Consider the following 22,173-nt stretch of genomic DNA (forward strand, 5'->3'; position numbering starts at 1 on the left):
TACTTGTGACCGCTATCATGATCAAGTAAAAACTTTTACAAAATTTGCGGATCACGTGCTTTTTTTGCCGCGGCAACGTTTTGCGGCTTGAAATAAACGCGTTTGGCATTACCGGCCATGACCGCCGATAATTCCTGCTCATTAAACAAATCCGTGTGCTCCAGCCAGGTCGCCAGTTGATGATAGGAATTAAAGGTGGCCGACCATGGTGCATCCGTCCCCCAAATCAACCGCTGTGCTCCCAGAATCTGTTTGGCACAGGCAACGGTCTTTTGACAACGCGGGTATGGAAAATCATCCCGGCCTTCACCATCAATATCCTGGATGGCCGACAAGTCCACATAGACATTCTTTAGCGGCGCAAACTGCGTCAACGCGTTCGTTAAGCGGTCCAGATGGTCGGCATTAGGGAATGAGAGGTGGCAGACAACAAAGTCCATTTGCGGGTAACGCCGGGCCAAATTGGCGATGGCTTCTGGCTGATAGCTGACTTGATCTGGCGCACCATAGTCAACCGTCACCACAAAGCCTGGATAATCGGCCAGATAGTGGAAGATTCTCCCCACATGGTTGTCTAAATCCAAGCGGAATGGCCGGTGGAATCCCATTAAGCCCCCACCTTGGCTGATTTCAAATTTGATGGCCCGAAAACCGAGCGTCTCCACGTGGCGTTTGACGATCTTCATGGCAAATTCGTCGTAGGGATCGACGGCAAAGGCCCCGATGAAGCGGTCCGGGTATCGTTTAACGACAGTGTAGGTGTAGTAATTTTGGTAGCCGTTCAACGTTCCTTGCAGTAAGACCGCTTTGTCGATCCCCTCTTCTTTCATGACCGGCAGGTATTTTTCGACCAGGAAGTTATCGTCACCCCAGCCATCAGGGATCAATTTGATTACCTCACCGTCGTCCCAGATTGCCCGGCCATGACCAATCGGTGTCAACCGTCCTTGGCCTTTGGCACCGGCCAGCGACCGAACTAAATGCAAGTGTCCATCAATTTTCTCCATCATTTTGACCTCGCTTAAAGTAACAGTTTGCAAAAAGGACCATGACAAAACCGCCATGGCCCAGTAATCAACACACTATCAGCAGCGTGTTTTCAATCAATTAAAGTGATTTGAATAACTTAACGACATTTTCAGGGGTAAAGCCGTACTTCTTAACCACTTCAGGGCCCTTACCAGAGGCACCAAAGCGGTCAACTCCCATTACCTTGCCGTTCAAGCCAACGTACTGGTACCAGCTCATGGAAGCACCCATTTCAATGGCAACCCGCTTCGTGATGTTCTTTGGCAGAACAGATTCACGGTAGCTTTCTGGCTGTTCGTTGAAGATGTCCATTGATGGCATAGAAACTACCCGGACATCGATGCCGTCAGCGGCTAACTGTTGTTGAGCAGTCAGGGCCAGTGAAACTTCGGAACCGGCAGCAATCAGGATGCCATCCGGTGTTTCCTTCTTGGCATCCGAAACGACGTAGGCACCCTTGTCTACGGGAGCATTTTCCGTTTCCTTCAAAACTGGCAGCTTCTGCCGGGTCAAGACCAGCATGGTTGGCCGGTCGGTCGTTTTACCGATGACCTTCCAGGCACTAACCGCTTCGTTGGCGTCGGCTGGACGAATAACGTTTAAGTTCGGCATTGCCCGGAAGCTGGTCAGTTGTTCAACTGGTTCGTGCGTTGGGCCATCTTCACCAACCGCGATGGAATCGTGGGTGCCGATGAAGATTGATGGCACGTGCATCAAAGCGGCCAGCCGAACCGCAGCCCGCAGGTAGTCGGTAAAGACGAAGAAGGTGGAGCAGTAAGCCCTATCGCCACCGTGCAGGTTCATCCCGTTAGTAGCGGCTGCCATGCCGAATTCACGCACACCGAAGAAAACGTTGCGGCCAGCAGAGTTATCCTTCGTAAAGTTGCCGTCGTCCTTCAAGTAAGTCTTGTTGGATGAGAACAAGTCGGCAGCACCGCCCCAGAATTCAGGGTTCTTCTTGGCAACTTCGCCCATCACTTCAGCACTTGCCACCCGGGTAGCGATCATGTCGCCTGGCTTGTAAGAAGTCGTCAGGCCGTCGACATCCAGATCCTTGCGCGTCAACTGTTTAGCTTCTGCTGGGAAGTTGTGAGCGTAGTCTTCAAACATCTGTGACCATGCTTCATAAGCTGGCCGCTTGTCGGCAACGGCATCGTCGAAGAAGCCTTGAATGTCATCAGTGAATTCGAATGGGACAAGGTCCCAATTGTAGAAGTCACGCATCTTTTGGAGGTTTTCTTCGCCTAAAGGAGCCCCGTGCACGGCGTTGGTACCCTGTTGTGGCGTGCCATAACCGATCGTGGTTTTAACTTCAATCATTGATGGCTTGTCGGTCTTCTGCGCCTTGCGGATAGCAGCGACAATAGCGTCAACGTCCGTGTTACCATCACTCACAAACTGGTAGTCCCAGCCAGCAGCCAGTACCCGTTCCTTAACGCTTTCGTTTGTGGACAGGTCCAGTGGGCCATCCAAAGAGACGTCGTTGGAGTCATACAGGACGATCAGTTTGGAAAGGCCCTTGTCGCCGGCCAAGTTAATTGCTTCTTCACTCAAGCCTTCCATGAGGTCACCGTCACCGATAATGCTGTAGGTGTAGTGGTCAATGACGTCATAACCAGGCTTGTTGTACATTGCTGCCAGGTGCTTTTCGGCCATTGCCATCCCAACGGACATTGCAATCCCTTGTGATAGTGGACCAGTAGTGGCGTCAATTCCTGCCGTGTGGCCATATTCAGGGTGACCAGGCGTCTTGGAATCAAGCTGACGGAAACGCTTTGTATCATCCAAAGTCAGGCCGAAACCGTTGAAGTATAACAAACTGTATAACAATGCGGAACCATGTCCAGCAGAGAGCACAAAGCGGTCGCGGTTCAGCCATGTTGGATCCTCGGGATTGAAGTTCATTACCTTTTCCCACAGGCCGTAAGCTATTGGCGCAGCGTCAATTGAAACGCCGGGGTGACCACTGTTAGCCTTTTCGATCATGTCGGCGCTCAAGAAGCGCAATGCATCAACAGCTTGCATTTCTGTCTTATCCATAAATAAACCTCCTAAAAGGGAAATAGCTACACGGCACCAATAAACTCCGGTCTACCATGTAGCTATCTTCAGTCAATAACCAAAATGTCAGTTTATTGGCGCAAATGACAAATATCCATTTTAACCAATATTAATAATAACATACAGTACGCTACATTATTGCTAAATTGTGTTCGTTGCAAATCACATTTAATGGTTCAGTTCAATTAATGCAGCTTACTTGTTGTCGGTAGCCTTTGGTGACTTCATAAACATGCTGACCAGGATAACGATCACAGTGAAGGCGATAATTCCGGTCGTTAATGCAATGGCACCAGTTTCGCCTAACTTACCTAGTAAAATACCAGGAATCAGGTAGTCAGTATCTGCGAACGTTGAAGCAGCCATTTTTAGGTCACCTAAAACAGGCAGGACGAACAGTGGCAAGAAACTGATAATGATACTGTTAACCGTCGCACCGATGATCGCACCGCGACGACCACCCATGGAGTTACCGTAAATAGCAGCAGCGGCACCACAGAAGAAGTGACCAACAACCCCAGGAATGATAACGGTCGTGTGCATAGCAACCATGATGAACATGCAGATCGTACCAACTAAGAAGCTGACGATGAAGCCTAACAGAACGGCATTTGGTGCGTAAGGGAAGATAATAGGAACATCCAGGGCCGGCTTGGCGTTTGGCACAATTTTTTGAGCGATACCTTGGAATGCAGGAATGATTTCAGCCAAAATCATCCGTACACCTTGCAGAACAACGGCAAATCCAGCGGCGAAAGTACCAGCTTGTACAATCGCGTAAACGATGTAGTTCGTACCCTTACTCAAGTTTTGCTCAACGAAGTGCGGACCACAGATGATAGCTAAGATAATGTAAACGATAGCCATAACAATACTGATTGAAACGGTTGAGTCACGCATGAAGCCAAGTGACTTAGGGAAGTTGATGTCTTCGGTACTGTGTTTCTTGTCACCGAACCACTTACCACAGAGACCGGCAATGGCGTACCCAATGTCACCGGTGTGCCCCATGGCAACCGCGTCACCCTTCGTAATCTTACGCATGAATGGTTGACAAAGTGCAGGGGTTACAGTGAATAAAGTACCTTCAAACAGGCCGCCTAATAAGATGGACTTCCAGCCGGCCCCCATTCCGGCAGAAACCATAATTACGGCTGACAGGCAGGCAACGTATAACATAGCTTGACCAGTCAGGTAGATGTACTTGAATTTAGTGAAACGTGCCAGTAATACGTTGACAATCATCCCAACTAGCATGATCAAAGAAGCGGTGGAACCATACTTCACTAAGGCAATGGCAACTACGGCTTCGTTACTTGGCACAACCCCTTGAACACCTAAAGCAAACTTGAACATCTTTGCAAATGGCGTCAAAGCGTTACTCAAAATCGTTGAACCACCGGTCAGAATCAGGAAACCGGCGAAGGTCTTAATGGACCCTTGAATAACGTTGGTTGCTGGCTTCTTTTGCAGCAGCAAACCAATCAGAGCAATTAAACCAACCAGCAAGGCTGGTGTGGTGGCAACGCTCCGGAAAATATTAAGAACTGCATCCATAATTTAAATCCCCCAATTATCAATTCGGCAGTAAGCGTAATCAGGCAGTGATATAAATCAATCTACTTACTGCCATAACACGAATTAGTCGTGTGCAATACCTTCCTTATCTAAGATGGCATTGACTTTTTCCTTTAATTCGTTAGCGTCAACTAAACTCTTCAAAATGATCACCTTGTCTTCAGGCAGACCCGCAGCAGCGGTTTCCAAGGTTGGATCCAAGAAGAAGTAGTCGGCGTCGGCAGCAGTTGCACTACCAACATCGGAGTGGGTAACTTCGATGTTTTCCTTAACGTTTTCTTGGTTCAATAAATTCTGAATGTTCATTTGAACCATAAAACTACTACCTAAACCACTTTGACATAAAGCTTCAAACTTCATTTGAAAAACCTCCTTTATCCCTTCAATACATCAAGAATCTCGTCTGTCGACGTTGCAGCAAGTAACTTCTTTGTGCGATCAGAATCCATTAAAACTTGTGAAAGTTGCTGAATCACACCCAAGTGACTGTTGCTGTCGGTAGCCGCCAAAACAAACCAAAGTTTCACTGGGTGGTCCTTAGTAACCAGGTTTACTTCGGAATTGGTCTTTAACAGCGACAAACCAACGCGCTTAACGCTGGCACGCGGCCGTGAGTGTGCTAGTGCAATTTCTGGGCCAATGTTGATATATGGTCCTTGCTTTTCAACCACGTCGATCATGGCTTGCACGTAATCATCACCCACCGTACCGTTGTCAACTAACGGTTGCGCGGCAGTCTTGATGGCTGTTTGCCAATCCAAATCATTACCGTCTTGGACCTGCACCGTCTTTTTGGTTAGCAGATCAAGTGCCAAGAAATCACCTCATTTCTTTCTCTCTATGGTCCCTATAGTAAATATTTGTTAGTCTGCTCACAAGTGCAATGTTATCACTTGAAAAAGTGCAAAAAGTAGACTACCTTATTTAGAAAGGAGGCCCCAAAATGCCCGGCATTACTGTGAAACATGGTCAACGACTATTGAAAGTTTTATCCCAGCAGCAATCCACGACCCCACTTTCTGTACTAGAGAGTCGGTTAGGGTTGTCACGTCGAAGTATCTTTTACACCATCAAGCAAGTTAATAACCAGCTCAGTGCGTACGGCTTAGATGAAATTGAGAACATCCGCGGTGCTGGCTATCAACTGCCTTCTTCGGCAGCGCATAGCTTGCATCAACTGGATGGCAGCGATCAACTAGCTCATGACTATATCGAATTATTTGACAACCACTTCTTCTTTCAAGCACTCAGCCAGTCTGATCGTCGCTTGTTAACTATGTTCGCTCTAGTGTCACGATCGACAACTTCTCTCAATCAACTCAGTCGTTACTTCTCTGTCAGCAAAACTACCGTCATCAAAGATTTAGCCGCCCTGAAGTCACAATGGCCAGCAGGTGTCACTGTCGTAAATAGCAATGAAGGTAAGTCACTCCAAGGTAATGAAGACGGTCAGCGTCGCCTGATTTTCACTAATTTCAAACGGATCTTAACCCTCTGTGGAAGTGTAGTTGACCTGACACCCAATAATCATTACGTGTCGCAACTCCATCTATTAGAGCGAATTACTGGCAACTCATTCACTGAAGACGCCATCAATACCTTGGCTAACTTCATTAAATGGGAAATTGAGCGGTTACGCACGGACCCAAATTGCACTCTTGACCCAACGACGTCTAACAACTATTCGCTTATCATGACCTGGGCAACGAGTTTTTTAGGCGATTTAGGCATCGGCAACACCGGTGAAGCCCGTTTTCTAGCTGAAATTGTTAATACCCAAGCTTTTCAGCATGTTAATCGGAAGAATCCGTTAATCAATCAACTACGGCCCGTGATACAACAAATGATTCGCCGCTTCGATGAAATTGCCGGGGTTAATTTAGCCGCAGTAGCCGGTCAGCTCGTCGATAACCTCACCATTCACCTGGTTTCAACTTACTATCGTGCACGTTACCGAATCGACTACCATAACCCGTTACTTACTCAAATTAAAAACGATTACCGCGAGACCTTTGAGCTGACTAAGGCGTCGGTTGCACCGTTTGAACAATTTACCAATTCTAAGCTGTCAGACGACGAAATTGCATTAATTACCGTCTACTTCAGCGGTGCACTCCACGCAGTCAACCTGAACACCCAAAAGCATGATGGGGTTCTCGTAGTTTGTTCGAGTGGAATCGGGACCTCACAGCTATTAATCGCCCAATTACGTAATCACTACCCGACCGTTAACTTCTTAGGCCCCTACAACACTTTTCAATTTGAAAACACAGACTTTAAGCATGTTAAATTAATCTTATCAACCGTAGCCTTACCGACTAACCGGCCTGATTGCAAGGTAGTTACTGTGCCCGTTCTGCCTGGCCCCGCCGACTGGCCGCAAATTGACCAACAACTAAAGTTAGCTAACTTGATTCAAGCTAGTGTTTCACACAAAGTTAGCGTCACCACTTTAATGGATATCGTGTCTAACTATGCCCGCATCGTGGAACCAGATAAGTTAGAGCAAGCCTTACAAGACTATGTTTACCGTGATAATCAGCCACAGGTACTACCAACTAATAGCACCACGAACAGTCACGCTCAATTTTGCAAACAAACCGTTGACTGGACAAGTGCCATCCGTTTTGCTTTTCGCGATCTAATAAGTAACGGTACCGTAACCGATAATTATGTGGAACGCATCATCCAACTAACTAAGGAACATGGTGACTATATGGCCATCGGTAATGGCGTTTTTCTTGCCCACGCGAGCGCTAATGCCGGCGTCAACCGACTTGGCTTTTCCTATAATTACTTCACTCACCCCTTCAACATTGAGCATTCCAAGAAAAAGCTGAATTTCATTGTCTGCATTGCCCCGGTCGATCAAGAACAACACTTGAAGACTTTGGGTGTTCTCTTACAATGCCTGCAAAATGATGACTGGATGGCACAGTTGCATCGCTGTCAGAGTCAGAGTGAATTCGCGCAAGTCTTACAAGTAGGCCATCTGATATAGCAAAAGGCGTCGTGATTAAATCACGACGCCTTCTTTGTTAGATAGATTTAGATATGATCTGGATGAGCTGAAATTATTTCTTAGTGATGTAGCCCTGCTTGACCAGCAGCTCAGCACACTCAACGGCACCGCCAGCGGCACCACGAGCGGTGTTATGGGACAAACCTATGAACTTCCAGTCGAAGATCTTGTCCGGACGCAGACGACCAATTGAGATCCCCATGCCGTGTTCGAAGTTGACGTCATAGCGTGGCTGTGGGCGGAAGTCATCATCCAAGTATTGAATGAACTGCTTTGGTGCACTTGGCAGGCCCAGCTTCTGTGGTTCACCGCTGTAATCCTCCAAGGCCTGCACTAATTTCTCCTTCGTCGGCTTCTGCTTGAAGTTAACAAAGGTGGAAACCGTGTGACCATACAGAACTGGCACCCGCAGGCATTGGCTGGTGATCACCGGTGACGTTGCCGGTACAATTTCACCCTTTTCAGGATCAATGTGGCCCCAAATCTTCAGCGGTTCATCCTCAGACTTCTTTTCTTCACCCGGAATGTAAGGAATGACGTTGTTAACAATTTCAGGCGCCGTCTTGAAAGTCTTGCCGGCCCCAGAAATGGCTTGGTAGGTCGAGGCAATCACCTGGGTCGGTTCAAACTTCATCCATGCTGCCAGTGCTGGGGTATAGCTTTGGATGGAGCAGTTAGGCTTAACGGCGACGAAGCCCCGGCTGGTCCCCAAGCGCTGCCGCTGATACTTGATGATCTCTGCGTGCTGTGGGTTAATTTCAGGAATCATCATTGGCACATCCGGTGTCCAACGATGGGCGGAGTTGTTTGATACAACCGGGGTCTCATGTTTGGCATAGTCCGTCTCCAAACGCCGAATTTCCGACTTGTCCATATGCACCGCGGAGAAGACAAAGTCAACGTTTGCAGAAACTTTGTCAACATCTTCGGCGTCCATGACAACTAAGCTCTTAGCAGCTTCCGGAATTGGGTTATCCATCTTCCAACGGCCGTTAACTGCTTCTTCATATGTCTTGCCGGCACTACGTTGACTCGCCGCAACTTCGGTCAATTCAAACCACGGGTGATTGGCCAGAATCGTCACAAAACGCTGGCCCACCATACCGGTAGCACCAATCACTGCGACCTTAAACTTATTGCCCATAAAACAATCCCCCTCATCTGCCAAAAGCAGGCTGTTACGTAATAAGTGCAATACAATTGCACACATACTAATCCGACATTTTTGAAAAAGCAACTATCAAAAATCTTTTCTTAAAAAAGGTCTTGGCACATCAATCCATTATTAAGTGCTAAAAGTTGCTTAACGATACAGCAATGGCGCCTGACGTTCTGAATTGCCGAACGCCGGGCGCCGATTGTCACTTCATGTATGCATTTGTTAGCGGATGGCGGCCCTATTGAACAGTGTTAAAGCCATAAGCTTCAATCTGTTGCAGGGCCGGCCATTCGGAATGGTGATCAGCCTTGATTAAGTCAAACAACTCCACCGATTGCGTCTGTTTGGGTGCAAAGCAAAACTCCTGAAACTCGAAGGAATTGGTCGTCGAGAAGCTTTTGACTTCGCCATCGCTGAAACGGACGGAGACTTTCTTCCAATAGTTGTCATGGGGAAAGTCAGCCCGGAACAACAGGCGCAGGCGGTCAATCAACACTGGTCGGCCAAAATCAACCTTGATCGCCGCGTCATCCTGTGAGTTGATTCCCCAAGAATCGAAGGGATAGCCGCCGTGCGAATGGTTAGCCAATTTCCCATCAATCGCATTCTTGGCAAAGAAAACTGCTTCGCCCCGCGTCTCAACATTGGCGCTGGCATGGGGATAGGCTCCTGAATCAGTGACCTGGTCGTGGGTATTGAGGGCCCAATTCCGATAAGCGTGAATCTCCCAAGGATCAGCGTAGCGCACGCATAGGTAATGGCGCCGTGTGCGGAAGGCCGAGTCCAGTTGACTAGGATAGTACTGATCCTTCAAAGGAATGCTAAACACCCACTCGTCGCCCGGAATGTAGAGCAGGTCAGGCGTCAACGACTCATCCAGTTGCGCCCAGATGAATTTTTGATCGGGGTCTTTGTGAACGACGATCCGATCCCCTGCATGCCACTGCATCTCCTTGATTCCCAGTGCGGCAAACTGCTGGCCGGTGTTGGTGAGTGGCGCCGGTTCGTGATCATCGCTGATCGGAGCCACCCGCACCTGGCCGGTCTGATCTTCAATCGTTAATGAAATTGACATGATGTGCTCCTTACCAGACCTGAAGTTCCTTGCCGATGACTTTGAGCAAAGCCTCAGCGTAGAAGTAGTCACCGTAAATGATCGGTTTTTCGTTGGCGTGATCGGCATCATAGTTGACGGATCCATGGGTCAAAATCCCCATCTTATCTGGATCCAATTCAATATATTTGGCCGTTAAGGCACGCAAAATCTTGATGGCCGAGTCGTAGTACAGGTCGTGTTCGAATTCAGGGACAAACTTAGCGATCTCCAAAAGGCCTGAAGCCGCAATGGCTGCCGCAGTCGTGTCAATTTCCACCGGTTCTTTTGGTGCCCGGAAATCGACCAGCGGGATGAAGCCGGTTTGTTGGATGTTGGCAATGAAGTAGTGGGCAGCGCTCTTGGCAGCGTTCAAGTACTTATTCTTGTGGGTATGCTTGTAGTTCAAGGCTGAGCCATAGATTGCCCAAGCTTCACCACGCGACCAGCAGGAGCCGACACCGTATCCTTGACCACCCTTGGTTTCCAACAGCTGACCATTCTTCGGATCAAAGACACAAATGTGGTTAACCGAGCCATCCGCACGCAGGTTGTACTTCATAATCTTGTTGACGTGCTTCTTTGCAATATAGCCAAACTTCGGGTCATGGGTCTCATCCTGCGCCCAATAAAGCAGCGGTGCGTTCATCAAACTGTCGATAATCACCCAGCCGTTACGGTACAATCCATTCTCCGGGTTCCAAGCCTTGATAAAGTGGCCCTTGGGGTTGTAACGACCCGCCAAAATAGTGGCCGCATGCAGGGCCCGTGTCCAGGCAGCCTGCGATTTAGTTTCCTTATAATCCGCCACCGCCGTTAGTGTCCACATGAAGCCTACATCATGATCCAAGCCTCGGAAGTCAGCGAAGGCGTTGTCCAGTTGTTGCTCAATATTTTGGGCCGCCTGCTTATACTTTTCGTCTTTAGTAAAGTGGTAAAGCTGCCATAAAGTACCGGCCCAGAAACCATTGGTCCACCAGCTAATGTCCTTCTTGCCCATATCGACATAGTGGTTGTCTTCGGGAATATAAGGGATCTGGTTGCCCAAGACATCTAGCTCAGCGTCGGCCTTTTTAACAAAGTTTTGCAAGCTGGTTTCAGCCCACTGCTCAGTTGTTTCTTCCATTGGTAAGTCCTCTTTTCGTTGACGATGACATTTGCAACAACGTCCTTATTGTTTAAAGACGATTTTGTTATAAACATAACAGCGCTTTCTTGTCTTTTCAAGAAAAATTGCCTAAACAAATTTTTCCTTTTAACTTATTTTTTACTAAAATTTACTTAGAAAAGGCGTAACATCAGCCTTTCGCCTAATAAGGCAGGTTTCATTAACGTAAAAGAGTATTTGTATTCTTTCAATGTAAGCGCTATACTTTAACTGAGCTTATCGATAGGCAACCTTTGGATTTAATTTAGAGTGTATTTTAGTAAAACTTGCAATTTTGTTTTAGTACTTTGAAAGCTGATGGAATTATACAATGAGTAAAAAGAATGATAATGAGATCATTGCCAACGCGAAAGTGAAGGATGAAGATCAACCTAAGCTTCCGTGGACGGCATCTTGGGCAATGTTCATCGCACCAATGATTTGGTACGGGCCAACGGTTGGTGTGCGGAACACCCTTTTACCACAATTATTTAGTCAAATCGATCCAGTGCACAAGGTTTGGGCCTATGGGATTTTAGGTGCCGTTGCCACACTGGTTTCTGCCATTACTAACTTGGTCTTCGGGGCCTTATCTGATGTTACGCGTTCTCGTTGGGGCAAACGGCGTCCGTACATCTTCTGGGGCACCATCATCATGACCATCTCCATGATCATCGTCGCTAACCTGAAATCGGAAGTTGCGATCATCATCGTGTGGATTGTCGATGCGTCGGCTGAAAACGCCATTGCCGCTTCAATCTACCCACAAATTTCCGACTGGATTGCGCCAAAGTGGCGGGGCACAGTATCAACCTTCTACGGTGTCGGCTTTACGATCGCTCAACAAGGTTTTGCCATCCTGGCTGCTCAATTCTTAGGCAACGTCAAGGTTGGTATCTACGTCATGACGGCAATTTCAATTGTCCTGATGTTCATCCACCTGTTCTTAGGTAAAGAGCCTAACCCATCCAACCTGGATCAGCCAAAAGTTAAGTTTGACAAGAACTCTTTGAAGAAGTACTTCTTCTTCCCAACTAAGGGTGCTCGTGACTTCTACCTGGCTCTGTGCGGTAAGTTCTTTATGGTTGTTGGTTCAACGATTGTTACGACCTTTATTCTTTATATCTTTACTGACTACATTGGCCAGACTACCAAGACGGCTGGACACTCAATCTCTATTTTCTCCTCAATCATGCTGTTTATCGGTGTCTTCTTTGCCTTGGTCGGTGGCCCATTATCCGATAAGTTACATCGGGTTAAGATGCCAGTTGTATTAGCCACCTTTGCTTTAGGTGTTGCTGCATTGTTCCCACTCTTCATCGTTAAGCCATGGGCAATGTTCGTTTACGCCGTTATTGCTGCCTTTGGTAACGGCCTCTACAACTCAGTCGACGGTGCCTTGAACTTGGATGTTTTGCCAGACTCTGACACTGCCGGTAAGGATCTTGGTTTGATCAACCTGGCTAACACCTTAGGTCAAATGCTTGGTTCCGTGGTTGTTTCCGCCGTCGTTGCTAGCTTCGGTTACAAGGCAATCTTTATCTTCGCCGTTGGCATGGAAGTCATCGGAGGTTGCCTCATCTGGGCTATTCGTCGGGTTCGTTAATCGACTTCATTATTCGATTGCAAATCGATAAAGCAAAAAGCGCTCTTGCAAAGTTCAGCAAGAGCGCTTTTATTATGCCTAAAATTGTCCATCATTAACGGTTATATTTCGACGTTTAGCCGCATAAACTACGGGCCTGGATAATTAGCTATGGCACATTTAAAATGCGGCTAGCGACTAAAAATTGAGCAATGAGAGTCACTTATAATCTCCTGTTTCTGTTGTCCTACCAACCGATCCACAAGAAGCAAATAATTCAACCAGGCTGCTGTTCATCAGTTGACAATTGGCAATCAGCACTCGAGAAAAGCAAAAGCATAGAAAAAAGCGGGGCCGCTAAATGCAGCTCCGCTTTTTCTGATTTAAAACTTTTACAGATTTAAAACGCGTTAGTAGTTATTACTTCAATGGCTTCCAAGTCCATTCAGTAACTTCTGGCATGTCCTTACCGTTGTCACGGATGTATTGGTTGTGCTTTGCAACCATGTCATCCATCTTCTGGGCAAAGGCAGCACCCTTCTGTTCGTAGCCTGGTACGTGCAGAATAGCGTCCTTAGCCAAGTGGTAACGGTCAAGTTCGTTCAGTACACGCATGTCGAATGGAGTGGTGATGTCACCATTTTCTTCGTAGCAGTGGATGTGAACGTTGCGGTTGTGACGGTCGAAGAACAAGGATTGTGCCATGTCTTCAAATCCGTGCCATGCAAAGATAACTGGCTTGTCCTTGGTGAAGTAACGATCGAACTCTTCGTCAGTTAAGCCTTCAGGGTTCTTTTCGATTGGCATCAACTTCATGATGTCCACGATGTTGATGTAACGAATCTTCAGTTCAGGGAATGCTTCGTGCAGCAGACTGATAGCAGCCAGTGATTCTTCAGTTGGTTCAGTAGCAGCTGAAGCAAAGACAACATCAGGTTCTGCACCCTGGTCAGTAGAAGCCCAGTCAACGTAGCCCAGACCGTTCTTAACGATTTCAGTAGCTTCGTCAATGGAGAACCATTGTGCACGTGGGTGCTTGGAAGTTACCAAGATGTTGATGCATTCACGGTTGCGGAATGCAACGTCAGAAACAGCCATCAGTTCGTTGGTGTCAGCTGGCAGGTATTCCTTAACTAAGTCAGGACGTTCCTTTTCGTACATGTGAGTCAGCAGACCTGGATCTTGGTGAGTGTAACCGTTGTGGTCTTGCTGGAAGACAGTAGAAGTATCAACAAAAGTCAATGCTGGGTAGTCCTTACGCCATGGCATTTCCTTAGCCTTACGTAACCACTTCATGTGTTGAGTCAGCATTGAGTCAACAACACGACCGAATGATTCGTAAGTTGCAAAGAAGCCGTGACGACCAGTCAGAGTGTAACCTTCAAGCCAACCTTCTGCTTGGTGTTCAGAAAGTTGAGAGTCGATCATCCGACCATGCTTGGACAGGTCTTCATCGTTTGGTTCGTGAATACCTTCCATCCATTGACGCTTCTGGCCATCCAGGATAGCGTACAGACGGTTAGACTTGGATTCGTCAGGACCGAAGCCACGGAAAGTATTAGGGTTCAGTTCAGCAACCTTGTCCAGGTACTTACCCCATTCAATCATGTCCTGCTTTACAACAGAACCTGGTTGCTTAACGTCAACAGCAAAGTCACGGTAGTCTGGCAGACGCAGTGGCTTAGGATCAAGACCACCATTGGTGATTGGGTTCATAGCCATCCGCTTGTTGCCCTTAGGAGTAGTCATCTTAACAGCTTCAACTGGAGCACCGTTTTCGTCGAACAGTTCTTCAGGCTTGTAAGACTTCATCCAGTCGGTCAGCATGTCGGCGTGAGTCATGTCGTCTTGTGCAACCGGAATAGGAATTTGGTGAGCACGGAAGGAGTTTTCGATTGGGTTACCATCCAAGTCCTTCTTAGGACCAGTCCAGCCCTTAGGAACACGGAAGACAATCATTGGCCATTGTGGCAGAGAATCGTCGTTGTTTTCACGAGCGTTCTTTTGGATAGCCTTGATGTCTTCAATGGCTTCGTCCATAACCTTAGCCATTTCTTCGTGAACTTCCATGTGGTCTTTGTAACCAGAGAATTCACCTTCACGGTCTGGTTCTTTGTATGCGGAAACAAACAGTGGCTTCCAGCCCATACCTTCGAAGTACTTAGTCAGGTCAGCATCGCTCATCCGAGAAACGATGGTTGGGTTAGAAATCTTGAACCCGTTAACTTGCAGGATTGGCAGAACAGCACCATCCTTGATTGGGTTGATGAACTTGTCTGAGAACCATGAAGTTGCCAGTGGACCAGTTTCAGCTTCACCATCACCGATTTCAACGGCAGCGATAACGTCTGGGTTGTCTAAGATAGCACCAACACCGTGTGACAGAGAGTAACCTAATTCCCCACCTTCGTGGATTGAACCAGGAACTTCTGGTGCGGCGTGAGAAGCAGTACCACCTGGGAAACTAAAGTGCTTGAATAACTTAGCCATACCTTCTTCATCCTGAGTGAATTCAGGGTAAATTTCGGTGTAAGAACCGTCAAGGTATGAGTTGTTCATCATAACTTGGCCACCGTGACCGGAACCTTCAATGTAGAACATGTTCAGGTCGTACTTCTTAATTACACGGTTCAAGTGAGCGTAAATGAAGTTTTGAGGAACAGTAGTACCCCAGTGACCAATTGGCTTAGGCTTAACATCAGAAGCCTTTAATTCACGACGTAACAGAGGGTTATGCATTAAGAACAGCGTACCTGCAGTCAGGTAGTTGGCAGCACGCCAGTACTTATCAACATTTTCCAAGTATTCCTTGGAGTCGTAATCGACTGTCATTTAATATACACTCCTTCTAAAAAGAAATAACTACTATAACTAATCAACGCATTGTAAATCTAACCAATTTACGATTTTCATGATATAGCATTTTAGCCAAAAGTCAACCGATTTAAAAATTGATACGGTCCAATTTTTTGCTTATAAATTTATCCATAGAAAAAGGCGCTCAACCATCAAGAAAAGTAATGATTGGGCGTCTTTTTAACAATTCAATTACAGGTTTGGATCCATGTCAAAAGTCAGCTTCGACATTTCCAGACCCTTCGTCATCAATTCAGCCATCAGCTTGTTAGTCCGCTTGAAGACCTCATCAAACATTTCGGTCGTCCGCTGGTTCAAGTAATCAGTGGCTTCTGCATCCGACATGCCTTCAACATGCTTGGTGTTTTCTGCTAACCAGCTGTAGAAGTACTGACGCATGTCCTTCAAGTAGTCCATGTCCTGCTTAGCGAAGGCTGACAGGTGGGATTCAACAACCATGGACAGACGACGGAAGAGCCAGTATGCACTGTCACTTTCCATGTCCATCTTCATTGGCGTGTTGCGGAAACGTGGGTCCGAAGCATCCGCCTGAGCCATGAATGGCATGTAAGGGCTGAAGGTTGGGATACCACCAAACGTCATCCACATGATGGCACTGGCAGCTTCCGGAACGTTTGGCCGTACCTGCATGACGTGTGAGTTCTGCGTCCGGTTCAAGGAAATTGGCCGGTACAGTTCCTTGTCATGCTTGGTGCCTAAGTGGCCAACCGGGTCGTAAGGCGTGTTTTCATAGTGAGAACTCAGGAACTTCTCCAGGTCTTCAACTGTGAACTTGTGCTTGGCCTTCATGATAAATGGCAGGTCGAAATCTTCTGGATCCATCGAAACGTCAGGACGGAAGAGCAGGTGGCCGTACCATTGCCGTGGTGTGTTGTAGTGCAGGTCAAAGACATCAGCGGTCCCAAAAATGTGACGGAAGTTGAATTCGTCCATGTCAGGGTTCAGGTGGTTCTCGGCAACGAAGTCTTGGATGCCGTCGGACCACATGAAGTTGTCTGGATCGTTGAAGTCGATGTCCTGGATAGCAGCCCGGTTACCAGTTACGGCATAGCAGTCATCAGGAATCCGTTGAGCAACCCAGTGATGACCGGTAGCAATTTCCATGTACCAGACTTCATCCTTGTCGGAGAAAATGACCCCGTTACCAGCGGCTGAACCATACTTAGCAACCAATTTGCCTAAGTATTCAACCCCTTCACGAGCGGAGTTGATGAATGGCAAGGTCATTGCAACGATGTCGTCTTCGTCAATCCCAGTTTCGGTGTTCTGTGGGTCGGCAGCCAGTACCCGTTCGTTAGCATAGAAGCTTTCGGTGGCGGACATAGCCACGTTCTTTTCGTTAAAGCCGCTTTCGTCGTAGGTCCCTTCGTGCTGCAGGTCAACGTTCGGTACCCCTTGATAACGATAGCCATCAGCAGGACGGTCACCCACAAATTTGTTCAGGTAAGCGTGCAGCTGGTTAGGGTGGTTGTGATATGCCGGGTAGACAACAAACCGCTGTGGGCAAATTGGCGTTGCCGTGTCGTCGTTACGTGCGGCCATGGTTGACCCGTCAATGGTAGCTTTTTTACCGACTAAAATAGTCGTACAAGCAGACAGTTTTTTCATATGCGCTTTTCCTTTCTTACATTTAAAAGCATCATTACTAAGTTGTGTCAATTTTAGACCGGTTATTAAAGGCGGTCAATCTTCCCCTCTTCAACGGCGCACTATTAAATGGAGAAAAAGCCACAAGATCAGGTTAAAGACAATCGCCAGGATTAACGCCCAATAGGCAATAATCAGATGAGCACTCAGCCACTGCCCGACCATTAATGGATTGCTGAGCCAGGCCAGGATTGCCGCCAAGCCAAGCAAAATCAAGAGCAGAGCCGTGACCCCATGCGCCGAATTCTGCAAATCCGCGCTGCTCAGGTCAAAGCCGCCCACCGCAATGTTGACCATTAGGATGAGCCAGACAATCAGCTGCCATTTCGAACCGGCACTGACTGGCAAGGGGGCCATGGTGGGCAAGAATAATTGCAGGCAGTAGTTATACACTTGTGGCGCTAATGTCCGCGTTAACAGGGTCATTGCCAGCGTGCAGCCCAGGACCGGCGCAATTCCAATGAAGAAGTTGCCGCAACGCTGATACAAGTTATGGTCATTAAATGAATGGTTAACGTAACCCAAGCAGTTATCACTGGGATCGTTTCTGTCAGGGATGTGCAACAAAGCCACCCTATCGATGTGATGGCCAAAGAGAAGGGCCAAGATCAAGTGCGACAATTCGTGCAGAATCACACCGATGCCGCCCAAGAGGATCATCCCCCACAGGCCGTTCTGCATGGCCACCAACCGTTTATTGGCCCGGCTAATCGCAACTAAGATAATGCCCAGGATGCCTGGAATGACGATCAGCCACAAGCCCAACTGCCACAGGACGTTTAAGATGGTCCGCATCATGCTTGCTGCAGGTCCGCGAACTCTGCGTGCACCAATTTAGCCAGGTCTTCAGCGTTGACCTTCACCGACCGGCCGATCTGACCAGATGAAACATAGATCTCGCCCTGTTCCTTTGCCACCTGGTCAATGAAGATCGGGTAGTGGTGCTTTTCATAGATGCCAACTGGGGTGTTGGCTCCGTGCACGTAGCCGGTGGTCTTGACCAGTTTATTCAATGGCACCATTTCAACCTTTTTATTACCGGAAACCCGAGCCAGGGCCTTTTCGTCCAAGTGACTATCGATGGGTACCACGCCGACCAGCGGCCCCGTGGTTGGTCCAGATAATACCAGGGTCTTGTAAATAACGTGCTCGTCGATACCGGTATGGTCAGTCGTCAACGTCCGGACATCGCCGTCTTGATGGGTAGGAAAGACCACCTGCTCATACTTGACGTGGTTTTTATCCAAGATCTGTTCCACTTGTGTTTTCTTCAAACGACTTTTCTTTTTCTTCTTGCTCATCAGAAATTGGACTCCTTTTTTGTAGATTTGGCCGTTTATGGAACGGTCCAATTTTTATAAAGTTGATAACCAATTAGCAAAAGTCTGTTATACTGAGATCTGTAATTCAGGTCTATTTTAGCAACATGAATGAACGGAGCTAATTAACTATGTCAGATTTAGTATACCGCTCGGTAATGCGCGATATAAAAGAAAAAATCCTTCACCACGAGTATCCAAAGATGAAGCTGCCCGACGAACGCAGCTTAAGCGAGATTTATGGCATCAGCCGCTCATCGGTTAAGCGTGCTTTAGATGTGTTGGTCCAGCAGGGGATCATCTTCAAGAAACGGGGCTCTGGGACCTTCATTAACCCGCTCTATTTGAAGAATCGGGCAATGTTCCGTTATGAAGGTAGCAACCTTGGGATCACTGATTCCTTCCGCCTCGACGGCAAGAAACAAGGTATTCAGCTTCTAAACTACCGGGTCATCCCCGCCTCCAAGGAAATTCAGCAGGATTTGTTCCTCAACGAAAACGACTATGTCTATAAGATCGAACGCCTACGCCTGATTGACGAACAGCCCTTCATGATCGAAACGGGCTACATCCCAATCAAGATTCTGCCATCCTTATCACCGGCAGTGCTGCAGAAGTCGATTTTCAACTATTTGGAAAACGCGAAGGGCAAACAGGTGACCCGCTCATACCTTACTTTGACGGTTGAACCTTCCAATACCGCCGACCAAAAACTGCTGAAGCTCAATGAAAACGAACCGGTCGGTGTCATGGCCGGGGTCTTTTTCCTCGACGACGGTACTCCATTTGAAGTCTCCAACATGCGGGTCCATTATAAGTACATGCGTTTCAATACATTTGTCAGTGTCGGAAGGGATTGATCAGATTGATTAAGGCCATCGCCGTTGATATGGACGGTACCTTTCTAAACAGTCAGAGTCAGTATAACCATGAATATTTTGCCCGCCTCCTGCCTCGCCTGCAGGCAGCTGGCATCCAATTCATCGTCGCCAGTGGCAACCCTTATTACCAGCTGAAAGGCCAGTTCACCAATGTCTATAAACAGCTCGCCTTCGTTGCCGAAAACGGAGTTGAATGCATTGACCACGGCAAATTCATTTACTGCGGTCAAGTTGCCGATGAGGCGATCAAGGGAATCTTAAATATTCACCATTCCATTGCGGGCAGCGACTTCCTGTTGTCCGGCCGGCATCGTGCCTTCATCTTTGACGACAGCACGCCCGACTTCATGAAACGGATTATTAAACACTACCCCCGCTACACCTTTATTCACGACCTAAGCGAAGTCGATGATCAGATCGTGAAGCTCCAGCTCGATGTTCCCTTTGACTTGAGGGACCAGCTCCAGCAACAGATCAACCATGACTTTGCCTCTCAGCTGACGGCGGTCACCAGTGGCTACGGCAATTTGGACATCATCGTTGCCGGGATGGACAAGGCTACCGGCTTAAAACGTCTGCTCAAACAGTACCAGCTGACGCCTGACCAACTGATGGCCTTTGGCGATGGGCAAAACGACGTGACGATGCTCAAATTAGCCGGGCAAAGTTACGCTATGGCCCAATCCGATCCACGAGCCGTTGCGGCCGCCAACCACCGTGCACCCAGCAATGATGACGATGGCGTACTGCAAGTAATTGAACAATTTTTGGATAAGTTGGAAGAAAGATAATTATGTTACCAAGCTTAGGTTTAAAAGGCAGCAGTTCAATGACCCAGATCAACGACCGTCTAGCCTATCACCCAAATACCTACGAATTTTTCACTCAAGCCAGCGACTTTACGTCGGCTGGCTTTCTTCATCTTAAAAAGGCGGTGGCTTACGTTAAGCAGGCCGGAGTCGCCCATATCGTTTTGCACCACCCGATGCAGTTTCATGGGTTTCACACCGAACTGGTGGCTCCTGCTGACCGATACCCAGACCTCTACCAGTTTGTTGAAGAAAGCTCCAAAATGCTGATTCAGCTGGCAAAAGAGCAAGATGTGCAGTGTCTGATCCATGGTTCCTATGCCCATGAGACCCAGCAGTTCATCGATTGCTACTCCAGCCTGGCTGCCGCTCGTCACGCTGCCTTCGACCGGATGGACCGCTTTGCCAAATTGGGTGGCGACCATGTCATGTTCGAGAACTCGATCTCACCGATTTTTGCTTATGGTGACCCGGAAGTCGAATCTCAGATCTTACGTCATCACTACCGATTGGCCTTCGATACGTCTCACTGTTTCATCTATTTACATGGCAATAATAAAGGGCTGCAGGCGTCTTTATTACACCTGCAGCCGTTAATTGTTCACTATCATTTGGTTGATTCAATGGGCAAGGTCCACGACAGCCTGCCGCTGGGCCAAGGCAAAATCGACTGGCGGGCCGTCTTGAAATGCCTGAACCCGCAAGCCACCAGCATTTACGAGATCAACCTGCAAGACAACAACCATTGTGTTGAACAGGTTGAGAGCCACCGTTATCTGCAACGTCTTTGCAAAGGCAATTAACGCTTGAGCTGGGCCGGTGGCTGTTCCTTGTTCATCATCGAGAATAGTTGCACCGCCAAGACCCGTTGGTAGGCACTCTTGACCACCAACTGCAAGAGGGCCTCGTTGGCTGCGTTGATCCCCTCGTTTTTCGTGAAGCTTTCCTCTTTCAACAGTGCATTGAAGAGGTCGACGAAGCGGTTGTAAACGGCCTGTGGGTAGTCGTTAACGGTCAACTGAGCCAAGCCGGCCTTGATGTCATCCAGCGAGTAGGTGTTCTTCAGCAAGGCAATCACCGTAATCGCCGCCAATTGGTAAGCCGAATACTTCTTTTTAACGGGGGCCATGATGACGCCCTTTTTGACGTAATTGTTGACCATCGACTTGGTAATGGTCCCTACATGCAGGCCAGTCAACTGGTCATTGACGACAGATACCAACTGGTCCACGTACAGATTCATGGTTGGCAACTCTTCCCAGTGCGGCAGCTGCGTCTTCGACAATTCTTTGCGCCACTGTTTGAAGTCATCTAATAACATCGTTCGTCCCTCCTCGTGTCTATCTAGTTAATAATATACCATGACTTAGTTTTAAAAACTAGATCCTTGCACCGACACCGATCGATTCGTTTGGCCACTTACCTTGGCAGGCGGAAACCACCGTTTTGGCAACATCCTGAATCGCCACCGTTTGTCCCTTAATGGGCTCGCCTTCGCGATATAAGACCCCCTGTGGGCCGTGAGCGGCTAACGGCAGGGAACGGACGACTGTATAAGGGTATTCCAATTCGTCAATCATTTTGACCATGTACAGATAGGCCGACCAGATTTGGCGCCAATCCTTGCCCCACCACTTTGCCAGTTGCGTGGGAGTAGCATCATCAGCCGTGCCGGCGGGCGACCAGACAACGATCTTGGCCGGCTTGGTTTGGGCCTGGTCAATGGCAGCGACCACTGATTGTACCTGTTGATCGACCGGATCTTGAACTGTCGGCAGCCAGCAGATGACCCTACCACCATCCAAGTGGAGATTGATCAAATGTTTACGCCGGGCAGACGGTACCTGTTTGGCAACCGTATTGGCTAAATCTCCCCGGCCGAGCAAGATTAAATTGTCCATTAGTGCAGCCGTCACCACTGATTTTCGCTTCCTTTGTCCATTATGTATTCCTTTTGTGCAACATG

19 protein-coding genes are annotated in these 22,173 nt (G+C 48.0%); 5 read left to right on the forward strand and 14 right to left on the reverse strand.

What is annotated here, in order from left to right; genetic code table 11:
• Window positions 1-35: 35 nt before the first annotated feature.
• From IV45_RS06595 to IV45_RS06615, 5 genes are all read right to left on the reverse strand, one after another.
• The gene (locus IV45_RS06595) at window positions 36-1,007 is read right to left on the reverse strand and encodes an amidohydrolase family protein (protein WP_057741823.1); all 972 of its coding nucleotides are present in this window, start codon (window positions 1,005-1,007) and stop codon (window positions 36-38) included.
• Between the two features lie 100 nt (window positions 1,008-1,107).
• On the reverse strand, window positions 1,108-3,069 hold the full coding sequence (gene tkt, locus IV45_RS06600; protein WP_057741826.1) for a transketolase: 1,962 nt from the start codon (window positions 3,067-3,069) through the stop codon (window positions 1,108-1,110).
• Between the two features lie 216 nt (window positions 3,070-3,285).
• Entirely contained in the window at window positions 3,286-4,647 is a 1,362-nt protein-coding gene (locus IV45_RS06605) for a PTS ascorbate transporter subunit IIC (protein ID WP_057741829.1), read from the reverse strand.
• Between the two features lie 84 nt (window positions 4,648-4,731).
• Entirely contained in the window at window positions 4,732-5,028 is a 297-nt protein-coding gene (locus IV45_RS06610; RefSeq protein WP_057741832.1) for a PTS sugar transporter subunit IIB, read from the reverse strand.
• Window positions 5,029-5,042: 14 nt separating this feature from the next.
• Window positions 5,043-5,483: a PTS sugar transporter subunit IIA gene (locus IV45_RS06615; RefSeq protein WP_057741834.1), complete on the reverse strand. Its 441-nt coding sequence runs from the start codon at window positions 5,481-5,483 to the stop codon at window positions 5,043-5,045.
• A gap of 128 nt (window positions 5,484-5,611) precedes the next feature.
• On the opposite strand from IV45_RS06615, the gene IV45_RS06620 reads away from it, so the two are divergent.
• Complete coding sequence (locus IV45_RS06620) at window positions 5,612-7,669, forward strand: BglG family transcription antiterminator (protein ID WP_057741837.1); 2,058 nt, start codon at window positions 5,612-5,614, stop codon at window positions 7,667-7,669.
• 73 nt (window positions 7,670-7,742) lie between these two features.
• Here the strand turns inward: IV45_RS06620 and asd are convergent, their stop codons facing one another.
• The 3 genes from asd to IV45_RS06635 form a co-directional block, all read right to left on the reverse strand.
• Window positions 7,743-8,834, reverse strand: a complete 1,092-nt coding sequence (asd, locus tag IV45_RS06625; protein WP_057741839.1) for an aspartate-semialdehyde dehydrogenase — start codon at window positions 8,832-8,834, stop codon at window positions 7,743-7,745.
• Window positions 8,835-9,087: 253 nt separating this feature from the next.
• Window positions 9,088-9,924, reverse strand: coding sequence for a discoidin domain-containing protein (locus IV45_RS06630; protein ID WP_057741842.1), 837 nt, complete (start codon window positions 9,922-9,924; stop codon window positions 9,088-9,090).
• A gap of 10 nt (window positions 9,925-9,934) precedes the next feature.
• A complete protein-coding gene (locus IV45_RS06635; protein ID WP_057741844.1) occupies window positions 9,935-11,068 on the reverse strand; it encodes a glycoside hydrolase family 88 protein in 1,134 nt (377 codons plus the stop codon).
• A gap of 352 nt (window positions 11,069-11,420) precedes the next feature.
• Here IV45_RS06635 and IV45_RS06640 point away from each other — a divergent pair, with 352 nt between their 5' ends.
• Window positions 11,421-12,695, forward strand: coding sequence for an MFS transporter (locus IV45_RS06640; RefSeq protein WP_057741847.1), 1,275 nt, complete (start codon window positions 11,421-11,423; stop codon window positions 12,693-12,695).
• 399 nt (window positions 12,696-13,094) lie between these two features.
• On the opposite strand, the gene IV45_RS06645 is transcribed toward IV45_RS06640, so the two are convergent.
• The 4 genes from IV45_RS06645 to ybaK form a co-directional block, all read right to left on the reverse strand.
• Window positions 13,095-15,506: a phosphoketolase family protein gene (locus tag IV45_RS06645; RefSeq protein ID WP_057741850.1), complete on the reverse strand. Its 2,412-nt coding sequence runs from the start codon at window positions 15,504-15,506 to the stop codon at window positions 13,095-13,097.
• A gap of 216 nt (window positions 15,507-15,722) precedes the next feature.
• Complete coding sequence (locus IV45_RS06650; protein ID WP_057741853.1) at window positions 15,723-17,159, reverse strand: C69 family dipeptidase; 1,437 nt, start codon at window positions 17,157-17,159, stop codon at window positions 15,723-15,725.
• Between the two features lie 90 nt (window positions 17,160-17,249).
• Window positions 17,250-17,993 (reverse strand): hypothetical protein, encoded by a 744-nt coding sequence (locus IV45_RS06655; RefSeq protein WP_057741855.1) that lies wholly within the window; start codon window positions 17,991-17,993, stop codon window positions 17,250-17,252.
• Window positions 17,993-18,499, reverse strand: a complete 507-nt coding sequence (gene ybaK / locus IV45_RS06660; protein WP_057741858.1) for a Cys-tRNA(Pro) deacylase — start codon at window positions 18,497-18,499, stop codon at window positions 17,993-17,995. The genes IV45_RS06655 and ybaK overlap by 1 nt, the downstream gene beginning before the upstream one ends.
• A 149-nt stretch (window positions 18,500-18,648) precedes the next feature.
• Between ybaK and IV45_RS06665 the strand changes: the two genes are divergently transcribed.
• From IV45_RS06665 to IV45_RS06675, 3 genes are read left to right on the forward strand one after another with little or no spacing between them, the layout of a single operon-like run.
• Window positions 18,649-19,377, forward strand: a complete 729-nt coding sequence (locus IV45_RS06665) for a GntR family transcriptional regulator (protein ID WP_057741861.1) — start codon at window positions 18,649-18,651, stop codon at window positions 19,375-19,377.
• A gap of 5 nt (window positions 19,378-19,382) precedes the next feature.
• Window positions 19,383-20,189: a Cof-type HAD-IIB family hydrolase gene (locus tag IV45_RS06670; RefSeq protein ID WP_235807671.1), complete on the forward strand. Its 807-nt coding sequence runs from the start codon at window positions 19,383-19,385 to the stop codon at window positions 20,187-20,189.
• Window positions 20,189-21,010 carry a TIM barrel protein gene (locus IV45_RS06675; RefSeq protein WP_057741864.1) on the forward strand — a complete coding sequence of 274 codons (822 nt, stop codon included), beginning with the start codon at window positions 20,189-20,191 and terminating at the stop codon, window positions 21,008-21,010. The genes IV45_RS06670 and IV45_RS06675 overlap by 1 nt, the downstream gene beginning before the upstream one ends.
• On the opposite strand, the gene IV45_RS06680 is transcribed toward IV45_RS06675, so the two are convergent.
• Complete coding sequence (locus IV45_RS06680; protein ID WP_057741867.1) at window positions 21,007-21,528, reverse strand: DUF1836 domain-containing protein; 522 nt, start codon at window positions 21,526-21,528, stop codon at window positions 21,007-21,009. The genes IV45_RS06675 and IV45_RS06680 overlap by 4 nt on opposite strands.
• A gap of 58 nt (window positions 21,529-21,586) precedes the next feature.
• Window positions 21,587-22,126: an NAD(P)H-binding protein gene (locus IV45_RS06685; RefSeq protein WP_057741871.1), complete on the reverse strand. Its 540-nt coding sequence runs from the start codon at window positions 22,124-22,126 to the stop codon at window positions 21,587-21,589.
• Window positions 22,127-22,173 lie beyond the last annotated feature (47 nt).

Source organism: Limosilactobacillus secaliphilus (assembly GCF_001437055.1).
Lineage (GTDB): Bacteria > Bacillota > Bacilli > Lactobacillales > Lactobacillaceae > Limosilactobacillus > Limosilactobacillus secaliphilus.